The 21,254-nt window shown below is 42.7% G+C and carries 16 protein-coding genes and 1 tRNA gene; 7 read left to right on the forward strand and 10 right to left on the reverse strand.

The genetic code is table 11. The annotated features are described in order from the left end of the window. Positions 1 to 158: 158 nt before the first annotated feature. The 6 genes from ACLD71_RS14860 to nikA form a co-directional block, all read right to left on the reverse strand. A complete protein-coding gene (locus ACLD71_RS14860; RefSeq protein ID WP_411991187.1) occupies positions 159 to 1,463 on the reverse strand; it encodes an MATE family efflux transporter in 1,305 nt (434 codons plus the stop codon). Then, on the reverse strand, positions 1,460 to 2,242 hold the full coding sequence (locus tag ACLD71_RS14865; protein WP_411991188.1) for an ABC transporter ATP-binding protein: 783 nt from the start codon (positions 2,240 to 2,242) through the stop codon (positions 1,460 to 1,462). Before ACLD71_RS14865 ends, ACLD71_RS14860 begins: the two co-directional genes overlap by 4 nt. After that, positions 2,243 to 3,049, reverse strand: a complete 807-nt coding sequence (locus tag ACLD71_RS14870; protein WP_411991189.1) for an ABC transporter ATP-binding protein — start codon at positions 3,047 to 3,049, stop codon at positions 2,243 to 2,245. Then, positions 3,043 to 3,873 carry a nickel/cobalt ABC transporter permease gene (gene opp1C / locus ACLD71_RS14875; protein WP_137673046.1) on the reverse strand — a complete coding sequence of 277 codons (831 nt, stop codon included), beginning with the start codon at positions 3,871 to 3,873 and terminating at the stop codon, positions 3,043 to 3,045. Before opp1C ends, ACLD71_RS14870 begins: the two co-directional genes overlap by 7 nt. Then, the gene (gene opp1B / locus ACLD71_RS14880; RefSeq protein WP_303508383.1) at positions 3,870 to 4,814 is read right to left on the reverse strand and encodes a nickel/cobalt ABC transporter permease; all 945 of its coding nucleotides are present in this window, start codon (positions 4,812 to 4,814) and stop codon (positions 3,870 to 3,872) included. The genes opp1C and opp1B overlap by 4 nt, the downstream gene beginning before the upstream one ends. A 74-nt stretch (positions 4,815 to 4,888) precedes the next feature. Next, on the reverse strand, positions 4,889 to 6,475 hold the full coding sequence (nikA, locus tag ACLD71_RS14885) for a nickel ABC transporter substrate-binding protein (protein WP_411991190.1): 1,587 nt from the start codon (positions 6,473 to 6,475) through the stop codon (positions 4,889 to 4,891). Positions 6,476 to 7,133: 658 nt separating this feature from the next. On the opposite strand from nikA, the gene ACLD71_RS14890 reads away from it, so the two are divergent. Then, a complete protein-coding gene (locus tag ACLD71_RS14890) occupies positions 7,134 to 8,015 on the forward strand; it encodes an NAD(P)-dependent oxidoreductase (RefSeq protein ID WP_137673043.1) in 882 nt (293 codons plus the stop codon). Between the two features lie 110 nt (positions 8,016 to 8,125). On the opposite strand, the gene ACLD71_RS14895 is transcribed toward ACLD71_RS14890, so the two are convergent. After that, the gene (locus ACLD71_RS14895; RefSeq protein ID WP_411991191.1) at positions 8,126 to 9,124 is read right to left on the reverse strand and encodes an HAD family hydrolase; all 999 of its coding nucleotides are present in this window, start codon (positions 9,122 to 9,124) and stop codon (positions 8,126 to 8,128) included. A gap of 276 nt (positions 9,125 to 9,400) precedes the next feature. On the opposite strand from ACLD71_RS14895, the gene ACLD71_RS14900 reads away from it, so the two are divergent. After that, the gene (locus ACLD71_RS14900) at positions 9,401 to 10,945 is read left to right on the forward strand and encodes an arylsulfatase (protein ID WP_303553078.1); all 1,545 of its coding nucleotides are present in this window, start codon (positions 9,401 to 9,403) and stop codon (positions 10,943 to 10,945) included. 108 nt (positions 10,946 to 11,053) lie between these two features. After that, complete coding sequence (locus tag ACLD71_RS14905; protein ID WP_411991192.1) at positions 11,054 to 13,210, forward strand: ammonia-forming cytochrome c nitrite reductase subunit c552; 2,157 nt, start codon at positions 11,054 to 11,056, stop codon at positions 13,208 to 13,210. Between the two features lie 625 nt (positions 13,211 to 13,835). Here ACLD71_RS14905 and ACLD71_RS14910 read toward each other — a convergent pair. The 3 genes from ACLD71_RS14910 to ACLD71_RS14920 form a co-directional block, all read right to left on the reverse strand. Further along, positions 13,836 to 13,912, reverse strand: a tRNA-Pro gene (locus ACLD71_RS14910). Between the two features lie 86 nt (positions 13,913 to 13,998). After that, positions 13,999 to 15,813, reverse strand: coding sequence for a DUF3413 domain-containing protein (locus ACLD71_RS14915; protein WP_411991193.1), 1,815 nt, complete (start codon positions 15,811 to 15,813; stop codon positions 13,999 to 14,001). 29 nt (positions 15,814 to 15,842) lie between these two features. Continuing rightward, positions 15,843 to 16,061 carry a DUF1414 domain-containing protein gene (locus ACLD71_RS14920; protein WP_137673038.1) on the reverse strand — a complete coding sequence of 73 codons (219 nt, stop codon included), beginning with the start codon at positions 16,059 to 16,061 and terminating at the stop codon, positions 15,843 to 15,845. A 75-nt stretch (positions 16,062 to 16,136) separates the two neighbouring features. On the opposite strand from ACLD71_RS14920, the gene yejK reads away from it, so the two are divergent. The 4 genes from yejK (at position 16,137) to malG (ending at position 21,231) form a co-directional block, all read left to right on the forward strand. After that, on the forward strand, positions 16,137 to 17,141 hold the full coding sequence (gene yejK / locus ACLD71_RS14925; RefSeq protein WP_411991194.1) for a nucleoid-associated protein YejK: 1,005 nt from the start codon (positions 16,137 to 16,139) through the stop codon (positions 17,139 to 17,141). A gap of 286 nt (positions 17,142 to 17,427) precedes the next feature. After that, entirely contained in the window at positions 17,428 to 18,609 is a 1,182-nt protein-coding gene (gene malE, locus ACLD71_RS14930) for a maltose/maltodextrin ABC transporter substrate-binding protein MalE (RefSeq protein WP_137673036.1), read from the forward strand. 87 nt (positions 18,610 to 18,696) lie between these two features. Next, positions 18,697 to 20,328, forward strand: coding sequence for a maltose ABC transporter permease MalF (malF, locus tag ACLD71_RS14935; protein WP_137673035.1), 1,632 nt, complete (start codon positions 18,697 to 18,699; stop codon positions 20,326 to 20,328). Positions 20,329 to 20,340: 12 nt separating this feature from the next. Continuing rightward, a complete protein-coding gene (gene malG, locus ACLD71_RS14940; protein WP_016402572.1) occupies positions 20,341 to 21,231 on the forward strand; it encodes a maltose ABC transporter permease MalG in 891 nt (296 codons plus the stop codon). Positions 21,232 to 21,254: the final 23 nt, after the last annotated feature.

Consider the following 21,254-nt stretch of genomic DNA (forward strand, 5'->3'; position numbering starts at 1 on the left):
AGGAAGATTGGAGCATGCCGTTAGTAAGATCAACGATGAGAAGCCAAACAGATAGGTTTATAAACTCAAATTTGCTTAATCTTCATCAACGCTAACGTAAACAATAAGGGCAAGCTCAGCTTACCCTTATTGTTTTTCGATTTACGCGTTTAACTTAGTCAAAGGCATTTTTTCTTCACATCAGAAAGGTAAGGGTACAGAAACACAAAGCGACCTACATAGAACATGATAAAAGCGAACCATAAGCCGCTATTCCCCCATGGTTCTAATGCAAAGTGCACCACCAGCAAAAAGACAATTAAAGTAAATACGCTCGAATTTCTCACCGGTTTTGTGGTACCAGTGCCGGTAAAAATACCGTAAATAGTTAGTCCGTAGCCGGCAACTAGTGGAAATACTAACAGCCAAGCCGACATGTCCTGATACAGCGTGACTAACTCGGGAATTTGCGTGAAGATTAACACTAAGTCATGCTGGGTTAAGGCGATTAGCGCGGTTAACAGTGCAACAAAAATGCTGGTCCATTGCCAGTTTAAGCTTAAGGTGCGTTTAAGCAGGGCAGGGTTCTTTTGGCCAACAGCTTTACCGGCAAATACACTAGACGCATTGGCAATACCATCGAACATATAACTGACTAAAAATGTTACCTGCATCATAATTGCGTTGGTGGCGAGTACCTCTGCGCCTAGCTTAGAGCCGCTTCTTGCCATTACGTTGAAGAACACCAAAATACATATTGTTCTTAGCATTAAATCGGTATTGGAGGAGATAATGGTGGCGAGATCTTGCTTACTCATTCGCATATAGCCAATGTATTGGAGAAGTGAGAAATGACTGCTCTTGATCACCAATATAAAACCTATCGCAAAAGTTGCGGCTTGGGCGATTAAACTGGCGTAGGCAACACCTACTACCCCAAGATCAAAACCTAATACAAACACCGCATCAAGGATGATGTTAAGTACGTTGCCAAATACTTGAGTAAACAGGGTTTCTTTTACTTTGGCTTGACCCATCAACCAACCAATAATGGTGTAATTGAGAAGCACGAGCGGTGCGCCCCAAATGAGTATGTCGAAGTAACTTTTAGCGTGAACAGCAACATCATGTTGGGGTTCTATTACCGCCAGTGCACCTTGCCAAATGAAACTTTGAATGACAACAAACAAGAGCCCTACACACCCTGAAAGCATAAGGGGCCTAATTAAACTACTTGCGCGGTCTTGATTGCTATTTTTCCCCATAGCAATGGCACTTTGGCCGGTAGTACTCACCCTAAAAAAGCCAAATAGCCAATATAGGGTATTCATAATTACTGTACCAATGGCTACGCCGCCAATTAACTCGGTTACTCCTAGTTGGCCAATTACTGCTGTGTCAACAGCCCCTAAAAGGGGTTGACTTAAGGTGGCAATAATAAAAGGTATGGCGATTTTGTAATAATCGTTATGGCTTAAGGTCATTTATCTACATCATTAATATCAAAGGGGATTTCTAGGTAACTGGCGGCATTTAATAAGTTTTTTGTATACTCGTTAGTCACCAGTGGCAGGGCTGTAATATTGTTCACTTGCTCTACAATCTTACCGTCTTTAAAAAACATCAAGCGATCACACAGGTAACTCGCCACCGCGATATCATGCGTGATGAACAAGTAAGCGATGTTGCGTGATTGCTTCAGTTCAAGCAGTAAATCCAAGATTTGCACTTGAATAGAGACATCCAGCGAGCTGACAGCTTCGTCGAGCAAAATAAATCTAGGATTGGCTGCGATGGCGCGAGCAATGCAAACTCGCTGTAACTGCCCACCACTTAATTGGTGCGGATACCTTGCTCGCATACTGTCTTCAAGGCCTACTTCAATCAGCAGTTTACTGATTTGCGCTTTTAATTGTGATTTCTCAAGGCCTTCATTGATCAGTGGTTCGGCAATAATTTGGGCAATGTTAAGTCGTGGGTTGACCGAGGTATTATAGTCTTGAAACACTACGCTAACGGCTTTGTGCCGAGGCAACTGAGAGCATTCTTGGCTGAATGTGACCGAACCACTATCTTGTGTTTCTAAGCCCAAAATAACTTTGCCTAAGGTACTTTTACCGCTGCCAGATTCCCCTACAATGCCTATGCATTCACCTTCATTTAAACTAAGAGAGACACCTTTTAAAACATCTTGGTAGCGTTTAAAAAACCAGCTGTCGTCTTTAGCAAAAGACTTAGTAATGTCTTTAAGTTCAAGCAGCATTTATACGCCTCCCATAACGTGTTTAAAGCGATTGATTAACTTCAGTCGGGTATCAATCAGGTAACGGGTATGCTGGCTGGAAGGCGCGTTAAACACTTGCTGAGTGCTACCGTAATCAACCATTTTTCCTTGATGCATGACTAACACTGAATCGGCGATGTGCGATACCAAACTGAGATCGTGACTAACAAAAATAATGCTCGTACCAAAGTGTTCTCTCACCATTTGTAGCTCATTGATGACTTCGCGCTGGCTAATATAGTCAATGGCAGTGGTGGGTTCATCTGCAATAATTAGCTTTGGTTTTAGTACTAAGGCTAAAGCCACCATGATGCGCTGCAGCATGCCTCCGCTTAATTCATGAGGGTATTTGCTTAACAGATATTGCGGATTTTTAAGGTTTACTTTGCTGAGTATCTCGCAAAAAAGCTTTTTAGCATCACGTGTTGAATGAGGCTGATGTTGCTTGATGGTTTCAACTGCTTGGTTGCCTATGGTAAACAGCGGGTTAAACGCTGTCATTGGGCTTTGCATTATCATGGCTATTTGCTGTCCACGCATGTCTTGGCGCTGTTTACTCGGCATTGTTAACAAGTTTTCACCGTCAAATATGGCTTGCCCACTCACGCTAAATTGCTCGCCAAGTAAGCCGTTAATTGCGGAGCAGCTGACGCTTTTACCACTGCCAGATTCTCCTAATATGCCTAAGCATTGGTCTTCTTTAAGAGTAAAGCTCACGTCACTAACTAAATGAGATTGGGTGTTTCCTGTTGCTACCGATACGTTTAGCTCTCTAACCTCTAGCATTGTTTATGCTCCGTTCTTGGGTCAAGCACATCGCGTAAGGCATCGCCTAACAAATTGCAGCAAGCCACTACAACCATAATGGCTAATCCCGGTACTATCATTTGTTCTGGGTTGGAAAACAGGACTTCTTTGGCATCGTTTAGCATGGCTCCCCATTCCGCCGTTGGCGGCTGTACCCCAAGGCCAAGAAACGACAGGGTAGAGATACTTAAGATAATCCAACCTAAATCAAGTGTGGCTAAAATGATCACTTCAGCGGTGATATTTGGCGCCAGGTGTTTAGCAAAGATAAAGCGCTGCGGAGACTTCACTGTTTTCGAGTACAACATGTAGTTTTTGTGATTAAACGAAATCACCGAGCCACGCACAATACGCACGTACCAGGCTATTTTTGCGATGAAATTGGCCAAAATAATGTTGCCGATCCCCGGCCCTAGAATGCCAACAATACTTAGAACAATGATTTCATAAGGAAACGACAGCATGACTTCGCAGGCACGCATAATTAAGGCATCCACCTTGCCTCGTAAATAACCCGAAATAATGCCAATTAACGCGCCTACCGCTGCGGTAATCACCATCGTGATGAGCGAATAGTAGAGGGTAGTGCGGACACCAAACAGTAGTCGAGAGTAAATACACCTTCCCAGATAATCAGTGCCTAAAGGATACTCTCCAGACATGGGTAATAAGGTGTTAATCACGTCGGCTAAGTTTGGGTCGTGAGGCGCTAAAAACGGTGCAAAAGCCCCCATTAAACAAATAATGGACAATAGGATTAAACAAATTAGTGCGGTTTTATTATTGAGTAGGCGCTGGGTCATTGGTATTCGCCTTCTGATTTAAGGCGTGGATCGATCACCGTTTGCAGGATATCAATAATCAAGTTCGACAGAACAAACAAGCAACCCATCACCAAAATATAAGCTTGAATCACCGGGTAATCGCGATTAAAAATTGCCGATAGCGCTAGCCGGCCAAGCCCAGGAATGGCAAAAATACTTTCAATAACCACTGTGCCGGCAATTAAGCGAACCACACCAATACCCAATGCTGTCATTGAGGTTTGTAATGAGTTTTTGAGTAAGTGCTTCCAGATAACTTGGTATTCAGATAAGCCTCTAGCCCGAGCATAACTTACGTAATTATCTTGCATGGTGTCGAGCATTGAGTTGCGAATTAAACGTATATACGTGGCAATGTATGCCATACAAAGTGTAATTGAGGGCAATACGTAGTGGCTCCAACTGGTTGCGCCGCTGCTTGGTAGCCAATACAATTTGATAGAGAAAAACCAAATCAGAATAAAGGCTAACCAGAAATTGGGCATGGCGGTACTAGCAAAAATAAAGGTTCGAACGATTTTGTCTAGCCAATGGTCTTTGTACACCGCGCTCAATACGCCTAGAGGAATACTCACTGCAATGAGCAGAACTAATGAGATGCCAGCCAAGGTTAAAGTGTAAGGAAAGCTCCTCGCTAGTTCGTCAAATACAGAGCGATTAGCGTTAGTAAACGAGGTGCCAAAATCGCCTTGTAGCGAAGCACTTAGCCAGTGGGTATAACGCACCAAAAAAGGTTGGTCTAAGCCCAGCTTTATACGGATCTCTTCAATGGCTTCTTCGCTGGGTGTTGTGTCGTTTACCCTTAAGGCGACTTCGGCTGGATCTGCCGGAATTAAGTTAACCATGGTAAAGGCGATGAAAGACACCAGTAGTAAGGTGATGCAGGCGCCAAGCATTCGCTTAAAGATGTATTTTGCCATTATTAATTTTTACCAAAAATAGAAAAACTGACGCTCACCTCTGAGCGCCAGTTTATTACAGCAACAGTAGCGTGTTATTTAATAGACATACGCTGCAGCGGAATTTCGAATTGAGAAGGATTAAAACCTACGCCTTCGAGTTTTTTATTGAAAATTGCACGGTTTTGCTCATAGGTTAGCGGTATATAGATGGCTTGATTGTGCAGCGTTTCTAATACATAGCTGTAGTGAGCTTGGCGTTCTTGTTCGTTGGTGGCTTCTAGGGCATCCAATATATGCTGGTCTAACTGAGCTTTTTCAGGAATGCCTTGCTGCGCAGCGTAATCGCCATAAACGGGTTTACGCATGCCACCCAAAAATGATTGAGGATCATAAGGAGTACCCCAAGAAATATTGAATGAAAGGTCAAATTCGCCGTGCTTTAAGCGGTCGCGGTGGGCTTGTTCTTCTTCACCTACAAGATTTAAGGTTAGCCCCAGCTTCGACCATTCACTTTGTAAGTACTGGGCAATGGTGCGCTCAACTACCTTGTCACTGTCGTAAGACAAGGTGATCTCAAAGGGCTTTCCGTCTTTCTTGCGCACCTTTCCATCTAATGTCCAACCGGCAGCATTAAGCAATTGCTCGGCTGTTTCAACATTGTATTGATAGGGTGTTAGTTCTATATCAGCATATGGTACGTTGCGGGCTAGCAAAGTATCAGCGGGTTTTTCAAGGCCCAACAAAATGCGCTCGGCAATAACCGCTTTATTGGTGAGGTGGCTTAAGGCTTGACGTACTCTGGTGTCATTTAGGTTGTCGCTTTTTGAATTCAAGATCAGCATTCGAGTAGATACTGGCTCAGACAAAATTGTATTAAAGCGAGGGTCAGTTTCAAACTGTTTAAATGCGCGTGCGGTTATCAGTTGTAAACCGTACACCATATCTACATCACCACTGCGCAGAGCTAACAGTCTCGCTTGGTTATCAGGGATAACCTTAGCAACAATCTTTTCTATTTGTGGCTTTTTACCCCAGTAACTGGCGTATTGTTCAAAGGTAGCTTGTTGGTCAACAGTGTTGCTGCTTAATTGATAACTTCCAGTTCCTACATAACAAAGAGTGCCGTCTTTGGTGGTTCCCTCTTTAAAACATTTAGGTGATAAAAAGCGAAACGGCCTGGTTACACCTAACTCTACCAAGAATGGGTAGTATGAATTAGCAAACTCCACCTCAACAGTGTAGTTATCTACAACTCGAACGCTCTGCTTGCCAGTTTCCTCTACTTCTAACATCAAGCGAATCGACTCAAGCCAAGTATGGCGATTACCATTGTCTAGTAGGGCATCAAAGTTTTGCTTTACGACGTCGGCATTAAATGGTGAACCATCAGAGAAAGTTACACCTTCACGTAGTGTGAATGTATATAGCTTACCGTCTTCAGAAACCGACCAATTAGTAGCAAGCCATGGCTCAAGCTTGCCGTTTTCACCTAAATGAATCAGACCTTCAAATAATAGGTTTTGAGCAAAAATTTCCCCCCCATAAAGATGAGGGTTCAAATCGCGAATATCACGGTAATTAGCAAAGGTTAATGTTGAGTCGTTAGCCAATGTAGCTGGGCTGGTTATTAAGGCACTCGCGAAGCATGTAGCAAGAGTAAGCAGTTTCTTTAGCGTCATAGATTTCTCTCATATGAAAATGGGAATCATTATCATTTGGTGATATAAGGATGATAATAATTATTATTTAGCTTGGCAACCATGATTTGAATCAACTTGTTATTACAAGGCTGGGGAAAAAATGAATTTGTTGTCTACATACTGTAAACACTGACATTAAACGGCCTTTATCGCTGCAATTTAAGATGAAGTAGAGGCGGGTTTTTTAGCCAACAGTGATCGGTGTTATGTGTTCACCATCATTCTTTTTAGCGCTTTATCTAAAAAGATGTTCTTGAGTACAGCTGAAGTCTACAAGTGACAATGGTTAATTCGACAAATGAAAGTGTGGGATATAAACAGTGATTTGATTACTAGCACTGGTAAGTGCCTTGTTGTAGCTCTGCTTCACATTAAGAAGCTTTCGGCTGCAGATGATAAGTCATATTAATGAAGATTTAGGCTTAATGAGTGGCAAATAAAGACGCAGTACCTAGCAGATAAACTAGCTATAACTATAGCTTGCTAGCCACTATCGGTACTTTTCTTGAGTAAAAATTTAGTTTTTTATAGCCTAGTTATCACTTTTAACAGAAAAGCTTGTTAATGATTGCCTAAATTGATAGGCGGGTATATCATGGTCTTATTGTAATACAATTGATTATTTTAGGAGTTTGAAATGACAAAACCTGTCATCGGTTTCATCGGTCTTGGCCTTATGGGCGGCAACATGGTTGAGAACCTACAAAAACGTGGTTATCAAGTAAACGTGATGGATCTTAGCGCTGACGCCGTTGCTCGCGTTATTGATCGTGGTAATGCTACTGCATTTACGTCGGCTAAAGAACTAGCTGCTGCAAGTGACATCGTTCAGTTTTGTCTTACAACTTCAGCTGTTGTTGAAAAAATTGTTTACGGCGAAGATGGCGTATTAGCTGGTATTAAAGAAGGTGCAGTATTAGTTGACTTTGGTACGTCTATCCCTGCTTCTACTATCAAAATTGGCGCAGCTCTTGCTGAGAAAGGCGCTGGCATGATCGATGCGCCTTTAGGCCGTACTCCTGCTCACGCTAAAGATGGTTTGTTAAACATCATGGCTGCTGGTGACCAAGCGACTTTTGATAAAGTAAAACCTGTTCTAGAAGAGCAAGGTGAGAATGTATTCCACCTAGGTAAACTTGGTGCGGGTCATACTACTAAGCTAATCAATAACTTCATGGGCATGACTACCGTTACTGCTATGTCTCAAGCATTTGCTGTAGCAAAACTTGCGGGTGTTGATGGCCAACAGTTGTTCGACATTATGTCGGCTGGTCCTTCTAACTCGCCGTTTATGGCTTTTTGTAAAAACTACGCTGTAGACAGCAACCCTAACCTAGGTTTCTCAATTGCTAACGCAAATAAAGATCTTGGTTACTTTAATGAGATGGTTAAAGACTTAGGTAGCGAGTCTCTTATTGCTCAAGGTACTTCTACTAACTTGCAAGCCGCTGTTGATGCTGGCCTTGGTCAAAGTGACGTACCTGTAATCTTCGACTACTTCACTAAACTAGAGAAGTAATTCGAAGACCACCTTACTACTGCATATTGGCTACTTGCTTAGCTACGCAGTAGTAGGGTTCAATCTTCACCTTATCGTTACTAAAACTGCTTTCCAAGCCTAAATTCAAACTACTTTTTTTTAGCGGGGAAAATTGTTTTCCAATCCTGCTTCATGTCTACCACTGTCCAGCCTTTTTCTTTGGCTTCATCAAGTCCCTTATCAAAACGCCCAATACTAGACTCTCTATCATAGGCCCATTCACGCTTGTCATCGGTATGGTGGACGTATAATGCAAACCTTGCACCATCGCCGGCCGTTGTCCATTGCAGCATTTGTAAGTCGCCATCAGAATTGCCAAAGGCTGCGATAGGTCGGCGGCCTATTTGCTGATGAATAGCCACCACTTTTCCTTCTTTATCATCGTAAAAATCCAGCTCAGGCTGGCGAATTAGAGTAGGGGAGCCATCCAGCATTTCCAATTCCACTTTAATGCTGCTACCGATTACTTGGTTAGGTGGAATGCCATAAACTTGCTCGGTCCAAGGGCGCATAAATTCGATACCGCCGCCGGAAACAATAAAGGTTTTAAAGTTGTTTTCTCGAAGATAATGCAGCAGTTCTAACATCGGCTGGTAGACCATTTCGGTGTAGGGTCTGCCTGAATCTGGATGAATGGCCTTAGCTAGCCATTCGTTAACGATAACTTCAAACTCAGTGGTGCTCATCCCGGCATGGCTGGCCATAACTAACTCCAAAATAGCATGCTCGCCACCGGCCAAAACACTTTCCATATCGCCTTTTAACACAGAGGCGAAGGGTTCTTTGGTTTTCCACTCTGGGTGCTCAGATGCTAAAGCTTTGATACGATCGATGGCAAAAAACAACTGGAAATACATCGGTTGTTCGGCCCACAAGGTTCCATCGTTATCAAACACCGCTATGCGTTCTGAGGGCGGGACAAAATCAGCTGAATCAGCGCTTACTACATTTTCTACAAAGGCCATAACTGATTGTTTAGCCTTGCCCTCATTCCAGGAGGCTAGTGGAGTGTTTGTCTCGGCTGTTACTTTACCTACAAAGCACAAGATAAATAATAGCGGCAGCATGGTTAACCTAATGTTGTTCATCGTATCCCTTCCCTGAAGCGTCAAAATATGCAGAAAAAATCAAACAACAGGACTATGGAAGTAAATCTTTAAATACGCCAATAAATATCCTAAATAGTCTCAAAGTAAGGCAGCTCGTCGGCTCCTTCAATAGGATTAACTGTTTGCTCTGCGCTATTGGGCGCTAATGGTTCAGGGAACAGATTGCTTTTATTTATTTAAATGATTTTGACGCTTCAAAGTTTCCAGACTGCTGCTACGCTTTTAGTGACTTTTCTAACAGGGAGCGTTTAGCAGATGCTTAAACTTTTAAAAGATAGTATGACTTTATTGTCTGCTGGAGCACTAGGTTTGGCGTCTGCCAGCTTAATGGCTGCAGAAAAACCCAATATCTTGGTGATTTGGGGAGACGACATTGGCCAATCTAACGTAAGTGCTTATACCTTTGGCTTAATGGGTTATAAAACCGCCAATATCGACAGCATTGCCAAAGAAGGAATGATGTTTACCGACTATTATGCCGAGCAATCTTGTACTGCGGGGCGCTCTACCTTTATTACCGGTCAGAGTGTGTTGCGCACCGGCCTAAGCAAAGTAGGGTTCCCTGGCGCAGATTTAGGTTTACGAGCCGAAGACATCACCATTGCTGAAGTACTAAAACCAATGGGTTATGCGACCGGACAATTTGGTAAAAATCACTTAGGTGATAAAGATGAATTTTTACCAACGGCTCACGGCTTTGATGAGTTTCTAGGTAATTTGTACCACTTAAATGCGGAAGAAGAACCTGAGAATGTCGATTATCCAAAGGATCCTGAGTTCCGCAAAAAATTTGGTCCTCGTGGTGTGATTAAGTCGTCTGCCGACGGAAAAATTGAAGACACCGGGCCATTAACCAGAAAGCGCATGGAAACTATCGACGACGAAACGGTAGAAGCTGCTATGGCATTTATGGAGAAAACCGTAAAAGCGGATAAGCCATTTTTTGTATGGTGGAATGGTACTCGAATGCATTTTCGTACGCATATAAAGCCTGATTTACAAGGCAGCTCTGGGGTGAGTAATTATGCAGACGGTATGCTAGAACATGACCGGCACGTAGGTTTATTGCTTAAAAAAGTGGATGATTTAGGCATAAAGGACAACACCATTGTGTTTTACTCTACCGATAATGGCCCACATATGAATAGCTGGCCTGACGCCGGTTTAACGCCGTTCCGCGGCGAAAAAAATACCAACTGGGAAGGGGCTTACCGCGTACCTGCTATGGTACGTTGGCCGGGTAAAATTAAGGCGGGTGAGGTATCAAATGAAATCATGCACCACATGGATTGGTTGCCAACCTTTGCTGCAATTGCCGGAGATGACAAAGTAAAAGACAAACTGCTCAAAGGCCACAGTGCCAATGGTAAAGATTTCAAAAATCACTTAGATGGTTATAACTTCCTCCCATATTTAATGGGGAAAGAGGAAGTAGGACCGCGGGATGAAATGTTCTATTTTTCTGACGATGGTGATCTCACAGGGCTCCGTTATAAAAATTGGAAGATAGTCTTTATGGAGCAGCGAGCTCAAGGCACTTTGCAGATTTGGGCTGAACCTTTTGTTGAGCTGAGGGTGCCTAAAATCTTTAATTTAAGAATGGACCCTTATGAAACCGCAGATCGGACATCTAATACTTACTGGGATTGGGTGATTGATCGAGTGTATTTGCTGGTACCGGCGCAAACTTATGTTGCTAAGTACCTAGCTAGCTTTGAAGAGTTTCCACCTCGTCAAAAAGCAGCAAGTTTTAATGTCTCCCAAGTGATGGAGAAATTACAACAGCCTGCGTCTAAATAATTTATATTAATATCAAAAAAGGGCGCAACTCGCCCTTTTTTAGCGTTTTTTTGTTGTTAGACTAATTGTATTAAGCCCCGATTGATTGTATTGCCCATTGAGATTTCCATGTGTTTTCTAAAGCAATGTTTTAAATTTTTCTTCATTCTTATCAGTCCTATTGTGCTAGCTCAGGAATACGTAGGTAATCAAAGTTGTGCTGCTTGCCATAAAACAGAAGTGGAAAACTGGTTGCCTTCTCATCACGCAAAAGCGATGCAGCTTGCTACCGATGAAACAGTATTAGGCAATTTTGATAATGTGCGATTTGAGACAAATGACGGCTGGACAAAGTTTTTTCGGGATGAGCAAGGTTTCTATATAGAGACAGGAAAAACCGACGAAGTAGGCAAGCGTTACTCAGTGCCTTATGTGTTTGGCTACATGCCACTGCAACAGATTTTGGTTGATATTGGTAGTGGCCGTTTACAAGCTTATACTGTGGCTTGGGATTCAAGAACTAAAGCACAGGGAGGGCAACGTTGGTATAGCCTTTATCAGCAAACCCATATTCCTGATACCCCGTTTTATTGGAAGAGCCAATTTAATAACTGGAACGCGCGCTGTGCCGAATGCCACTCTACAGATCTAAAACGTGGCTACGATGCCGCAAAAGATGAATATGACACCACTTGGAGCGAAGTCAATGTTAGTTGTGAAGCTTGCCATGGTGCAGCAGCTAAACATGTAGCCTTAAAAAGTGCTGATAACGCTGAGAATACCGATGAACCAAGCGCTAACTCAGGTTTTGATAAAACCTTGCTCAAACGCAGCAATTGGATATTCAAGCCAGAGCAAGCTAGCGCCGAGCGTTTAGACAATGGACTTGTATCTTTAGACCATGGCCAAGTAGATCAATGTGCTGCATGCCATAGTCGACGAACAGCGCTTACTGACGGGGCAGGACCGCACAATTTCTCACAACATTTTATTCCTAGGCTGGCAGTACCTGACCTGTACCATGCTGATGGCCAAATTCTTGATGAAGTCTATGTTTACGGCTCGTACAGCCAAAGTAAAATGGCCGCGGCAGGCGTGGTTTGTAGTAATTGCCATGAGCCGCATAGTGGCAAAGTGTTAAGTACGGATAATAGTTTGTGTGCCCAGTGCCATTTATCTAACCAGTTCGATACTCCTGAGCATACTTTGCATGAAACGGGTTCTGAGGGGGCCTTGTGTATCGATTGTCACATGCCTTCGCAGCGTTACATGGGGGTGGACGATAGAAGAGACCATAGTTACCGGATTCCCAACCCATGGGTAAGCGAAGCCTTAGCCTCGCCAGACGTGTGTTTAAATTGTCATCAAGATAAAAATACCGAGTGGTCTCAACAGCAACTGGAACATAAAAAAGCCAAAGTATTTGGTGCTTATGATGATATAGGCACTGCTTTATACCTAAACTCGCAAGACCCAACACTTGGCCAACAGCAAATTGCTTCATTGATATTAGATGAAGAACAACCTGCAATGCGCCGAGCGGTATTGCTTAATCATCTAGATGTAAATATTAGCAGTAATCTTGAGCTGCTAAACTCGGCTGCTAATAGCCCGCAAAGTGTCGTTAAATTAGGCGTATTAAATGCCCTTGAATCAGCGCCTTACGCCATGCAGCTACAAATAGGTTTTGGTTTACTTTATGACGAACATAAAAATGTTCGACTACAAGCTATTCGACTATTAGCTCCTGCATTTAGGCAAGCATTGCCTGAAAAGGCTCAACAGCCCATGCAAGATGCTTTAATGGAAGCTGTGCTGACTTATCAAGGGCAACAAGACTTACTTTCAGCGCAACTCGCTTTAGCTGATTTAGCTTACAAAGTTGGGGATCTTGAACAAGCAAGCATCCAGTATTTAAATGCGATTGATCTTCAACCTAGCTTTTTGCCTGCCAAGTTAAATTTAGCTAGTGTGTACCGGGAGAGTAATCAGCTAGAAAAAGCCCAAGTGTTGCTACAAGAAATTTTGAAGGTAGAGTCCAATCATCCAATGGCTTTACATAACCTTGGCTTAATTTATGTGGTAAAAAGACAGTGGGCTAAGGCGCTACAAGCCTTACAAAAAGCGGCAGGCTTAGAGCCCGATAATCACCGTTTCGCCTATGTGTATTTACTAGCCTTGGAAGCCAGTGGTAATTTAGAACAAGCAAAAAAACAGCTAGCTAAGCTAGAGGTGATGACGCCTGGTGACCCGGCATTATCTGAAATTCGCCAGCGCTTAAAGTAGTGATAGGGCACTACCGTGATGTTGGCTGTAGTCGGCGTATTCCTCGCTGAAAAAACACCTAAATTCGCCTAGAAGTTTTAGCGTTTAGTTTAGGTGTTTAGCTCAGTTAGCAATTTGAAAGTGTGTAACCCTTCAGAACACCCTCTTCGGGAATTATGACTTAATTAAATTGTTGTTTATCTTTACTGCCGTTTTAACGGCGCTTTTCAAGTATTGCATCATCACTGGGCCTAGTAAGGGGAGGGCTGCAGCTACTTTGACTGCAATGGATTCATTTAGGTTAATGCCGTTTCCATTCTTACGCCAATAATTTAGCTACGTTTGTTTTCTGCGGTTTTGGAGAAAGCTTCTCAACCCCCTTTAGTGATTATGGCCATGCTAATACCTCCAAAACCTATCGATATGGTTGTATTTGCAGCCACTTTACATGGCTGATTGTCTTTACCATTTATGATGATGAGAGCTGATAGTCAAGAGTGTTCTACTTCATTGTTTGAAAGCGGAATGTGTTTACAAAAGTACTGAGTGTACTAAGGGTGTAGCTATTGCCGGAATATACAAGAGAACAAATGTTGGAACTCATCAACAAAAAAGCCCGTAGCTCATCGAGCTACGGGCTTATATATGGTCGGAACGAGAGGATTTGAACCTCCGACCCCCGACACCCCATGACGGTGCGCTACCAAGCTGCGCTACGTTCCGAATTGAATCTGAATTTACTTATCAAACCGCTTAGTGTCAATACACGGCTGGTGTTTATACGCTTAAGTGCTCAGCGATTGTACAAATTACTGTTCTGGCTGATAAAAACGTTTTAAGTCGTTTAAGACTTGTACCAGCATTGGCACCGAGACTCGGGCATTACTAGGGTTTAAGTCACGATCAAGTACCTGGTAGCTGCCAGATTGGTTAAATAAGGTAATTTGATTACCCTGTAATACGGCTTGCTGTTCTTGGTTACCGATTAATAACCAATCTCGCTTACGTTTGGCATAGATATTTTGTCCATTGCTATAGTCGGCACTGTTTGATGTAACACCTAACATTCCTTCCAAAATAGTAGGAATAATGTCGTTATGGCTCGTCTCGTCGTGCATAAGCGTGGGGAGACGATCTGGCCAAGATATAAACAAAGGAACCTGAGTTTGGTAGCGACTAAAGTTACTGGCGTTACCCCAGTAGTTGCTGTTGTTATCGTTTAGCTCGTTACCGTAGTCGGACGTTACCACTAAGATAGTATTTTCTATCTGACCCGTATTAGCGAGCTCTTGGTAGACTTTTTTAAGTTGTTTATCTACTTCCTGAGCGGCTTCGAAATAATGCTGCTTGATTAACTCCGGCGTGACTTTTTCCATACCTTCGCCACTAGCGTTATCGTATGCTGCTACGCCATTTAAATACAAAAAGTTGAACCAAGGCAGCTGAGAATATTGACTGTGTTGCCACATTAACCATTTTTGCAGCGCTTGCTCATCGCCTGCCGCACCACCGGGCCACTTGGTCATATCTAGATTTTTAAGAGCACTAAAGCTGGAGCCTGCGATTTCTGGGGTGTTTAATCCTTTGCTGCTAAACAACTCTATTTGGTAGTTATTGTCTTGCAGAGCAGAGACTAAAACTGGGCTTTGTCGGCCTGCTTTTATACTTGGCCAATAGCTAGTGGGTAAGCCATAAAGCAGGCTTAGCATACCTTCTGGTGATTTATTACTACCACTAAAATGACTGAAGAATTGGCTAGAATTTTTAGCTTGTCGCCAGCTGTGGGGCATTGCTTCTTTTGTCAGCATGTCCCAGCGTAAACCTTCTACAACCACTAGCATCAAATTATAGCGTTGTTCTACATGGCCATACTTGATAGGCGATATCGGGTATCGCATGTTGCCTTGTTGCTTTTTCTCTTGAGCTTTAATGCCTTGATAATAAGCATCAACATCAAATATACCTTGTTCTTGTAAGAAGCTACGGGCAGTTAACGGATAGAATAACGGGTAGTTATTCTTTTGCTGGGTAATTGTTCGGTAGTTGGTCGCGTCAGCCCAAGCATGCACAAAGTGGGTTAATACAAAACAAACAAATAGAATCGCAGCTAGCGGCACACCCAAGCGTTTGTGTTCTAATCGGCGCAAATACTTCCAACACAAACGGGCTAGCCACAACTCCAGCAAGAAGATAAAAGGGACTGAAACAAACAGTAAATTAAGTGTATTTGCTTGGCTGTTTTGGTCTTCATCTAAGAGCAGCTTTAACAACTCAGGATTAAGGTGAAGGTTAAACGTTGCAAATACTTCGGTATCTACAATTAGTAAGCTGATCCCCACGGTAGCAAATAAAGCACCCACAAATCGCATTGACCGATTGCTAGGGATAACAAAGCTAAGAGGGAATAAGGTGAGTAGGAAAATCACAAAGGCGATAAATGAAAACTGCCCTAACCAGCTTACTAATAAATAGCTTTGCCCCAAAAACGTTTCTGGCGGCGCAGCTAACACTAAATAGCGTAAGCCAACAATTAAGGCCAAAATAATGTTAGATAAACAAAACCAATGCCCCCAGCTAATTAACTGAGACACTTTGTCACGGTACTGTTTTGAGCTATTTACCATTGCGGGCTTTACGGTCCTTTGCTTTATTCTTATTTTTCGTCAATTGAGCTTTGAAGGGCTTTTGCAAATCCTTCGCTTAGCTTTTTACGTTGCTCTGGCGCAACCCGTTGATTGATCAAACAGGTGGTAGCATTACCGAGTACCATAAGGGCTAAATCGGTAGTTACATTATGATTATCGACTACTTTGAGTACGTCATTAAGTAATTGTTCCACTTGCTCTGTGGAATATTTTGAAACTATTGCCATTACTTCTCTGCAAATTTGCTGGTAAAGACGCGTATAATAACCCACCTTGTCAGCAAACACTAACAGTAAGAGACTATGAGCATTTCCCTAAAACACCTTATTTTACATTCGCTAGAACTGACTGAAGACGGCACTATTGCTCTGCAAGCTAGGAGCGAAGAGATGGCTCATAGCGAAGAAGCGCTTAGTCTTATAGAAGGCCTACATCTCAACTATAGTGGGCGCGCTGCCAAAGGTTTTGGTTTCTATAATGAAGAGAACAATAGTCCTTTTAAGCTTCAGTTAGATGCTTTACTAAGTGAAGAAATCGATTTTCACCGCTACAGTGTAGATAGCGGCACTGTATTAGTAGAGGAGCTCAAAAAGTATGAGTTTATCGATCAAGGTGTATTGTTACTGGCCAACTACGAGCATGTAGCGGGTGAATACCTGTTAATCATGTTGTTGGAGAATAAGATCTCTCCAGCAGTTGATGACAGCTTAGAGCTAACCGCTAGTCGCTATTTAGAAACAAGTTCTGTGCAGTTAGCGGCGCGTATTGATATTACCGATATGCAGCGTAATCCTGAGTCTCAACGTTATGTTTCTTATGTAAAGGGAAGGGCTGGACGAAAAATTTCTGATTTCTTTGTGGAATTCTTGGGTTGCGATGATGGTTTAGACATAAAGGTGCAAAATGCGGTCTTAATGCAAGCCGTTGACGACTACTGCCAAGCGACCCAATTAGATAAAGAAGAAAAGCTTGCTTATAAAGGTGAAGTAAAATCTTATTGTGAACAGCAACTTAAAGATGGTGAAGAAATCGTAGTAGGGGAGTTAGCTAAAGCCCTACCCACTGCCGAAGACACCGTAGACTTTTACCAGTTTGCCGCCGAAAACTACCCTTTGGAGGATCAATTCCCTGCCGATCGTACAGCGCTTAAGAAATTGGCCAAATGCTTTGGCCAAGGTAAAGGTGTGTCTGTAAGTTTCGAACAAAAATTGTTAGGTGATCGCGTTTTTTACGATGAATCAACCGATACATTGACGATTGTAGGTGTGCCGCCTAACTTAAGAGAGCAGTTAAAAAATAACAAATAACTTAATTAACAAGCATGAAAAGGTTATCAGTTTCAAATGTGTTGTAAAATTACCACATGGAAAGGTTTTCATAGGCTTGGCGGGTTATTTTTGTTGTTTTATTACCACTGTTAGGTGATAAAACAACCGCTCAGGGCACGCGGAGCCTTGCTCTAGTGCTTTGTAGTATAATTTCAAAAGTGCGAGCTAAGTCATGTGCTCGCGTAGGCAATTGGGCTAGAATCAAGCGCAGCAAGTAACATTGCGACCCAAAATTATAATCATAACGACAGTTAAGGAAAGGCTAATGAAAAAGACAATTCTTGCATCTGCTATAGCGGTTGCTTCTTTAGGCATGGCATCTAATGCTTTTGCTGCGATTGAAGAAGGCCAGTTAACCATTTGGGTAAATGGTGATAAAGGCTACAACGGTTTAGCTGAAGTAGGTAAACGCTTTGAAGCTGATACTGGTGTTAAAGTAAGTGTTGCTCACCCTGATGATGCCCCTGGTAAATTCCAGCAAGCTGCTTCTACAGGCTCTGGTCCAGACATCTTTTTATGGGCACACGACCGTTTCGGCGACTGGGTTGACGCTGGTTTATTAACAGAGCTTAAGCCAAGTGCTGAAAAGAAAGCAGCAGTTGAAGACTTCGCTTGGAACGCTGTTACTATCGACGGTAAAGTTTACGGTTACCCTATTGCTATCGAAGCTGTAGGTCTTATCTACAACAAAGACCTAGTACCTACTCCTCCTAAAACATGGGAAGAGATTCCAGCACTAGACGCTAAACTTCAAGAGTCTGGTAAGCACGCAATTCTTTGGGATTACAACAACACTTACTTCTCATGGCCACTATTGGCTGCGAACGGTGGTTACATCTTCAAATATGAAAACGGATCTTACGATGTTAAAGATACCGGTGTAGCTACAGATGGCGCGAAAATGGGCGCTAAAGTAATTAAAGACCTAATCGAAAATGGTCACATGCCTAAAGGTGCTGACTACGGTGTAATGGACTCTGCCTTTAACAAAGGCGAAGTAGCCATGGTTATCAACGGTCCATGGGCTTGGGATAACATGGAAAAAAGTGGCATCAACTACGGTGTGACTTACATTCCAACTATCAACGGTAACAAAGCTAAGCCAATGGTTGGTGTTTTAGCAGGTGCAGTTAACTCTGCGTCACCAAACGCTGATTTAGCGGTAGAGTTCTTAGAAAACTACCTTGTTACTAATGAAGGCTTGAAGTCTGTAAATGACGATGTACCACTAGGTGCTGTTGCACTTAAATCGTACATGGAAGAACTTTCAAGTGACCCTCGCATCGCTGCAACTTTCGCAAACGCTCAAGATGGTGAGCCAATGCCTAACGTAGCTGCTATGGGTAAATTCTGGTCTGCGATGGCAACATCACTAACCAACATCACTAGTGGTCGTCAACCTCTAGAGAAAGCTCTAGACGCCGCTGCGCGTCGCATAGCGAAATAATACGGTCATATTATTTCGGTCAGGAGGAGGATATTGGTCTATCCTCCTCTTTATTAATTTCGGTCAAATACAAAGGTTGTACATAAGATGGGTCTTTCTGCGTCTCCAGGTTTTATGCAGGGCAAGTATGCCTGGCTAAAACTGCTGCTGATCACAGCGATTGTGTTGCTTAACGGCTATGCAATTGTTTTGATGTATGCAGGTGGTGAATATGCATTTGCATTGCTCACCCTTGTTGTTGTTTCTACCGGTGTGTATGTTTTTACTACTAAAAAAATGTATGCCCACCGATATATCTTCCCTGGTATTGCTGGGATGGTGGTCTTCATCATTTTCCCTCTGGCTTATACGATAGGCATTGCGTTTACTAACTACAGCGGAACAAACTTGTTATCGCTAGAGCGTGTAGAGCAGTTGCATACCCAGAAGACTTACATGGCTAAAGGCGGTTCATTTGGCTTCCAGTTGCATCAAGCAGCAGAAGGTAAATACGTATTAGCACTTTCTCAAGACGATAAGTTATTTGTGACTCGTCCTGTTGAAGTTGTTTCTAACGCCGATGTTCGCGCTAGAAAGCTTACTCTTGAAACTAAACGGATTAAGTTGCAAGCAGTAGACGCTTTACCTACTAGTGAAAAAGCCCCGATTAAAGAAATCATTGCTCATCGCCAATTCTTCAACAACATCGTGCTAGTCACGCCTGAAGCTGATGAATTAGTCATGAACGGTCTACGCAAGTTCTCAGCAATGAAACCACTATATTCTCGCTTAGCCGATGGTGTAGTACTTAAAGAAAGTGGTGCCATTTTACCTGGTCCTTCTATTCTCCGTAACAACCAAACTGGCGAGCTTATGCTGCCGAACATGGAAACAGGTTACTTCCAATACATCGATGGTGATGGTGAGTTTGTTGGTAGTCGTTTAGCACCTGGTTTCACTGTAGGTGTTGGTTGGAAAAACTTTGAACGTGTTGCTACCGATAAAGGTATTAAAGAACCGTTTATTGAAATCTTCATTTGGACGGTTATTTTTGCCGGTGTTTCAGTAGCTCTAACGTTAGCTATTGGCATGGTGTTAGCCTGTCTAATTCAATGGGAAGAGCTTAAAGGTCGCGCTTTTTATCGCGTGGTGCTTATTCTCCCCTATGCAATTCCTGCGTTTATCTCAATCTTGGTATTTAAAGGTTTGTTCAACCAAAACTTTGGTGAGATTAACGGTATTTTAGAGTCACTATTTGGCGTTAAGCCGGATTGGTTCACCGATCCTATCATGGCTAAGTCAATGATTTTGATTGTGAACACTTGGCTAGGTTACCCATACATGATGATCTTATGTTTAGGTATGCTTAAATCTATTCCTGAAGACCTGTATGAAGCGTCTTCAATGGATGGTGCAGGCCCAATCAGTAACTTCTTCAACATTACTGTTCCACTATTGATGAAACCACTAACGCCATTGTTGGTTGCATCATTCGCCTTCAACTTTAACAACTTTGTATTGATTCAGTTGTTAACAAATGGTGGCCCAGACATTATCGGTGCTTCAACACCAGCTGGTACAACCGACTTGCTCGTAAGCTACACCTACCGAATTGCCTTCCAAGGTGATGGTGGTCAGGATTATGGTCTAGCCAGTGCGATTGCGACATTAATCTTTATTGTGGTTGGTGCACTAGCATTGATTAACTTGAAACTAACTAAAGCTGATAAGACGGCATAAGGAGAAGCTACTATGGCAATGGTTCAACCTAAATCATTGAAATATAGAAAACTAGCTACTCACGTAGTGCTATGTTTGTTTCTATGTTTAATTATTTTTCCATTATTAATGGTAATCACTATTTCTTTCCGTACGGGTAACTTTGCGGTAGGTGAATTGATTCCTTCAAACCCAACTTTGGATCACTGGCGTTTGGCTTTAGGGATTACTGTTGTAAACCCTGATGGCTCTCTAACTCCGCCTCCATTCCCAGTTCTTACCTGGTTATGGAACTCGATTAAAGTTGCGGGTATTTCAGCCTTATTAATTGTTGCTCTTTCTACCACAAGTGCTTACGCGTTTGCTCGTATGCGTTTTAGAGGTAAGGCAACCATTCTTAACGGTATGTTGATTTTCCAAATGTTCCCATCTGTTTTGGCCTTGGTGGCAATTTACGCTTTGTTCAATAAGATTGGTGAATATATTCCTTGGTTGGGTCTAAACACTCACGGAGGTTTAATCTTCGCTTACCTTGGTGGTATTGCACTTCACGTGTGGACTATTAAAGGCTACTTCGAAACGATTGACCCAGCGCTAGAAGAGTCTGCAGCGATTGACGGTGCAACTCCATGGCAAGCGTTTAGATTGGTATTGTTACCGCTTTCTGTGCCTATTTTGGCGGTTGTGTTTATTCTTGCATTTATCGGTGTTATTACCGAGGTTCCAATGGCCTCAGTACTGATGCAAGACGTTGATAAACTCACACTCGCTGTAGGTGCTCAACAATATCTCTATCCGCAAAACTACTTGTGGGGCGATTTCGCCGCTGCAGCTGTTTTGTCTGGATTCCCTATCACCCTGGTGTTCCTCATGGCTCAACGTTGGTTGGTCGGCGGGTTAACAGCTGGCGGTGTTAAAGGTTAAATTATTTGGGCGTAGCTGCGAAT

It is taken from the genome of Agarivorans sp. DSG3-1, assembly GCF_046774965.1.
GTDB lineage: Bacteria > Pseudomonadota > Gammaproteobacteria > Enterobacterales > Celerinatantimonadaceae > Agarivorans.

Bases quoted from the DNA above. Each gene is read 5' to 3' on its own strand.
- ACLD71_RS14905 (WP_411991192.1), top strand. From the start codon at position 11,054: ATGTGTTTTCTAAAGCAATGTTTTAAATTTTTCTTCATTCTTATCAGT.
- ACLD71_RS14895 (WP_411991191.1), bottom strand. From the start codon at position 9,124: ATGAACAACATTAGGTTAACCATGCTGCCGCTATTATTTATCTTGTGC.
- ACLD71_RS14920 (WP_137673038.1), bottom strand. From the start codon at position 16,061: ATGGCAATAGTTTCAAAATATTCCACAGAGCAAGTGGAACAATTACTT.
- malE (WP_137673036.1), top strand. From the start codon at position 17,428: ATGAAAAAGACAATTCTTGCATCTGCTATAGCGGTTGCTTCTTTAGGC.
- opp1C (WP_137673046.1), bottom strand. From the start codon at position 3,873: ATGACCCAGCGCCTACTCAATAATAAAACCGCACTAATTTGTTTAATC.
- nikA (WP_411991190.1), bottom strand. From the start codon at position 6,475: ATGACGCTAAAGAAACTGCTTACTCTTGCTACATGCTTCGCGAGTGCC.
- ACLD71_RS14870 (WP_411991189.1), bottom strand. From the start codon at position 3,049: ATGCTAGAGGTTAGAGAGCTAAACGTATCGGTAGCAACAGGAAACACC.
- yejK (WP_411991194.1), top strand. From the start codon at position 16,137: ATGAGCATTTCCCTAAAACACCTTATTTTACATTCGCTAGAACTGACT.
- malF (WP_137673035.1), top strand. From the start codon at position 18,697: ATGGGTCTTTCTGCGTCTCCAGGTTTTATGCAGGGCAAGTATGCCTGG.
- ACLD71_RS14900 (WP_303553078.1), top strand. From the start codon at position 9,401: ATGCTTAAACTTTTAAAAGATAGTATGACTTTATTGTCTGCTGGAGCA.
- ACLD71_RS14860 (WP_411991187.1), bottom strand. From the start codon at position 1,463: ATGACCTTAAGCCATAACGATTATTACAAAATCGCCATACCTTTTATT.
- opp1B (WP_303508383.1), bottom strand. From the start codon at position 4,814: ATGGCAAAATACATCTTTAAGCGAATGCTTGGCGCCTGCATCACCTTA.
- malG (WP_016402572.1), top strand. From the start codon at position 20,341: ATGGCAATGGTTCAACCTAAATCATTGAAATATAGAAAACTAGCTACT.
- ACLD71_RS14865 (WP_411991188.1), bottom strand. From the start codon at position 2,242: ATGCTGCTTGAACTTAAAGACATTACTAAGTCTTTTGCTAAAGACGAC.
- ACLD71_RS14915 (WP_411991193.1), bottom strand. From the start codon at position 15,813: ATGGTAAATAGCTCAAAACAGTACCGTGACAAAGTGTCTCAGTTAATT.
- ACLD71_RS14890 (WP_137673043.1), top strand. From the start codon at position 7,134: ATGACAAAACCTGTCATCGGTTTCATCGGTCTTGGCCTTATGGGCGGC.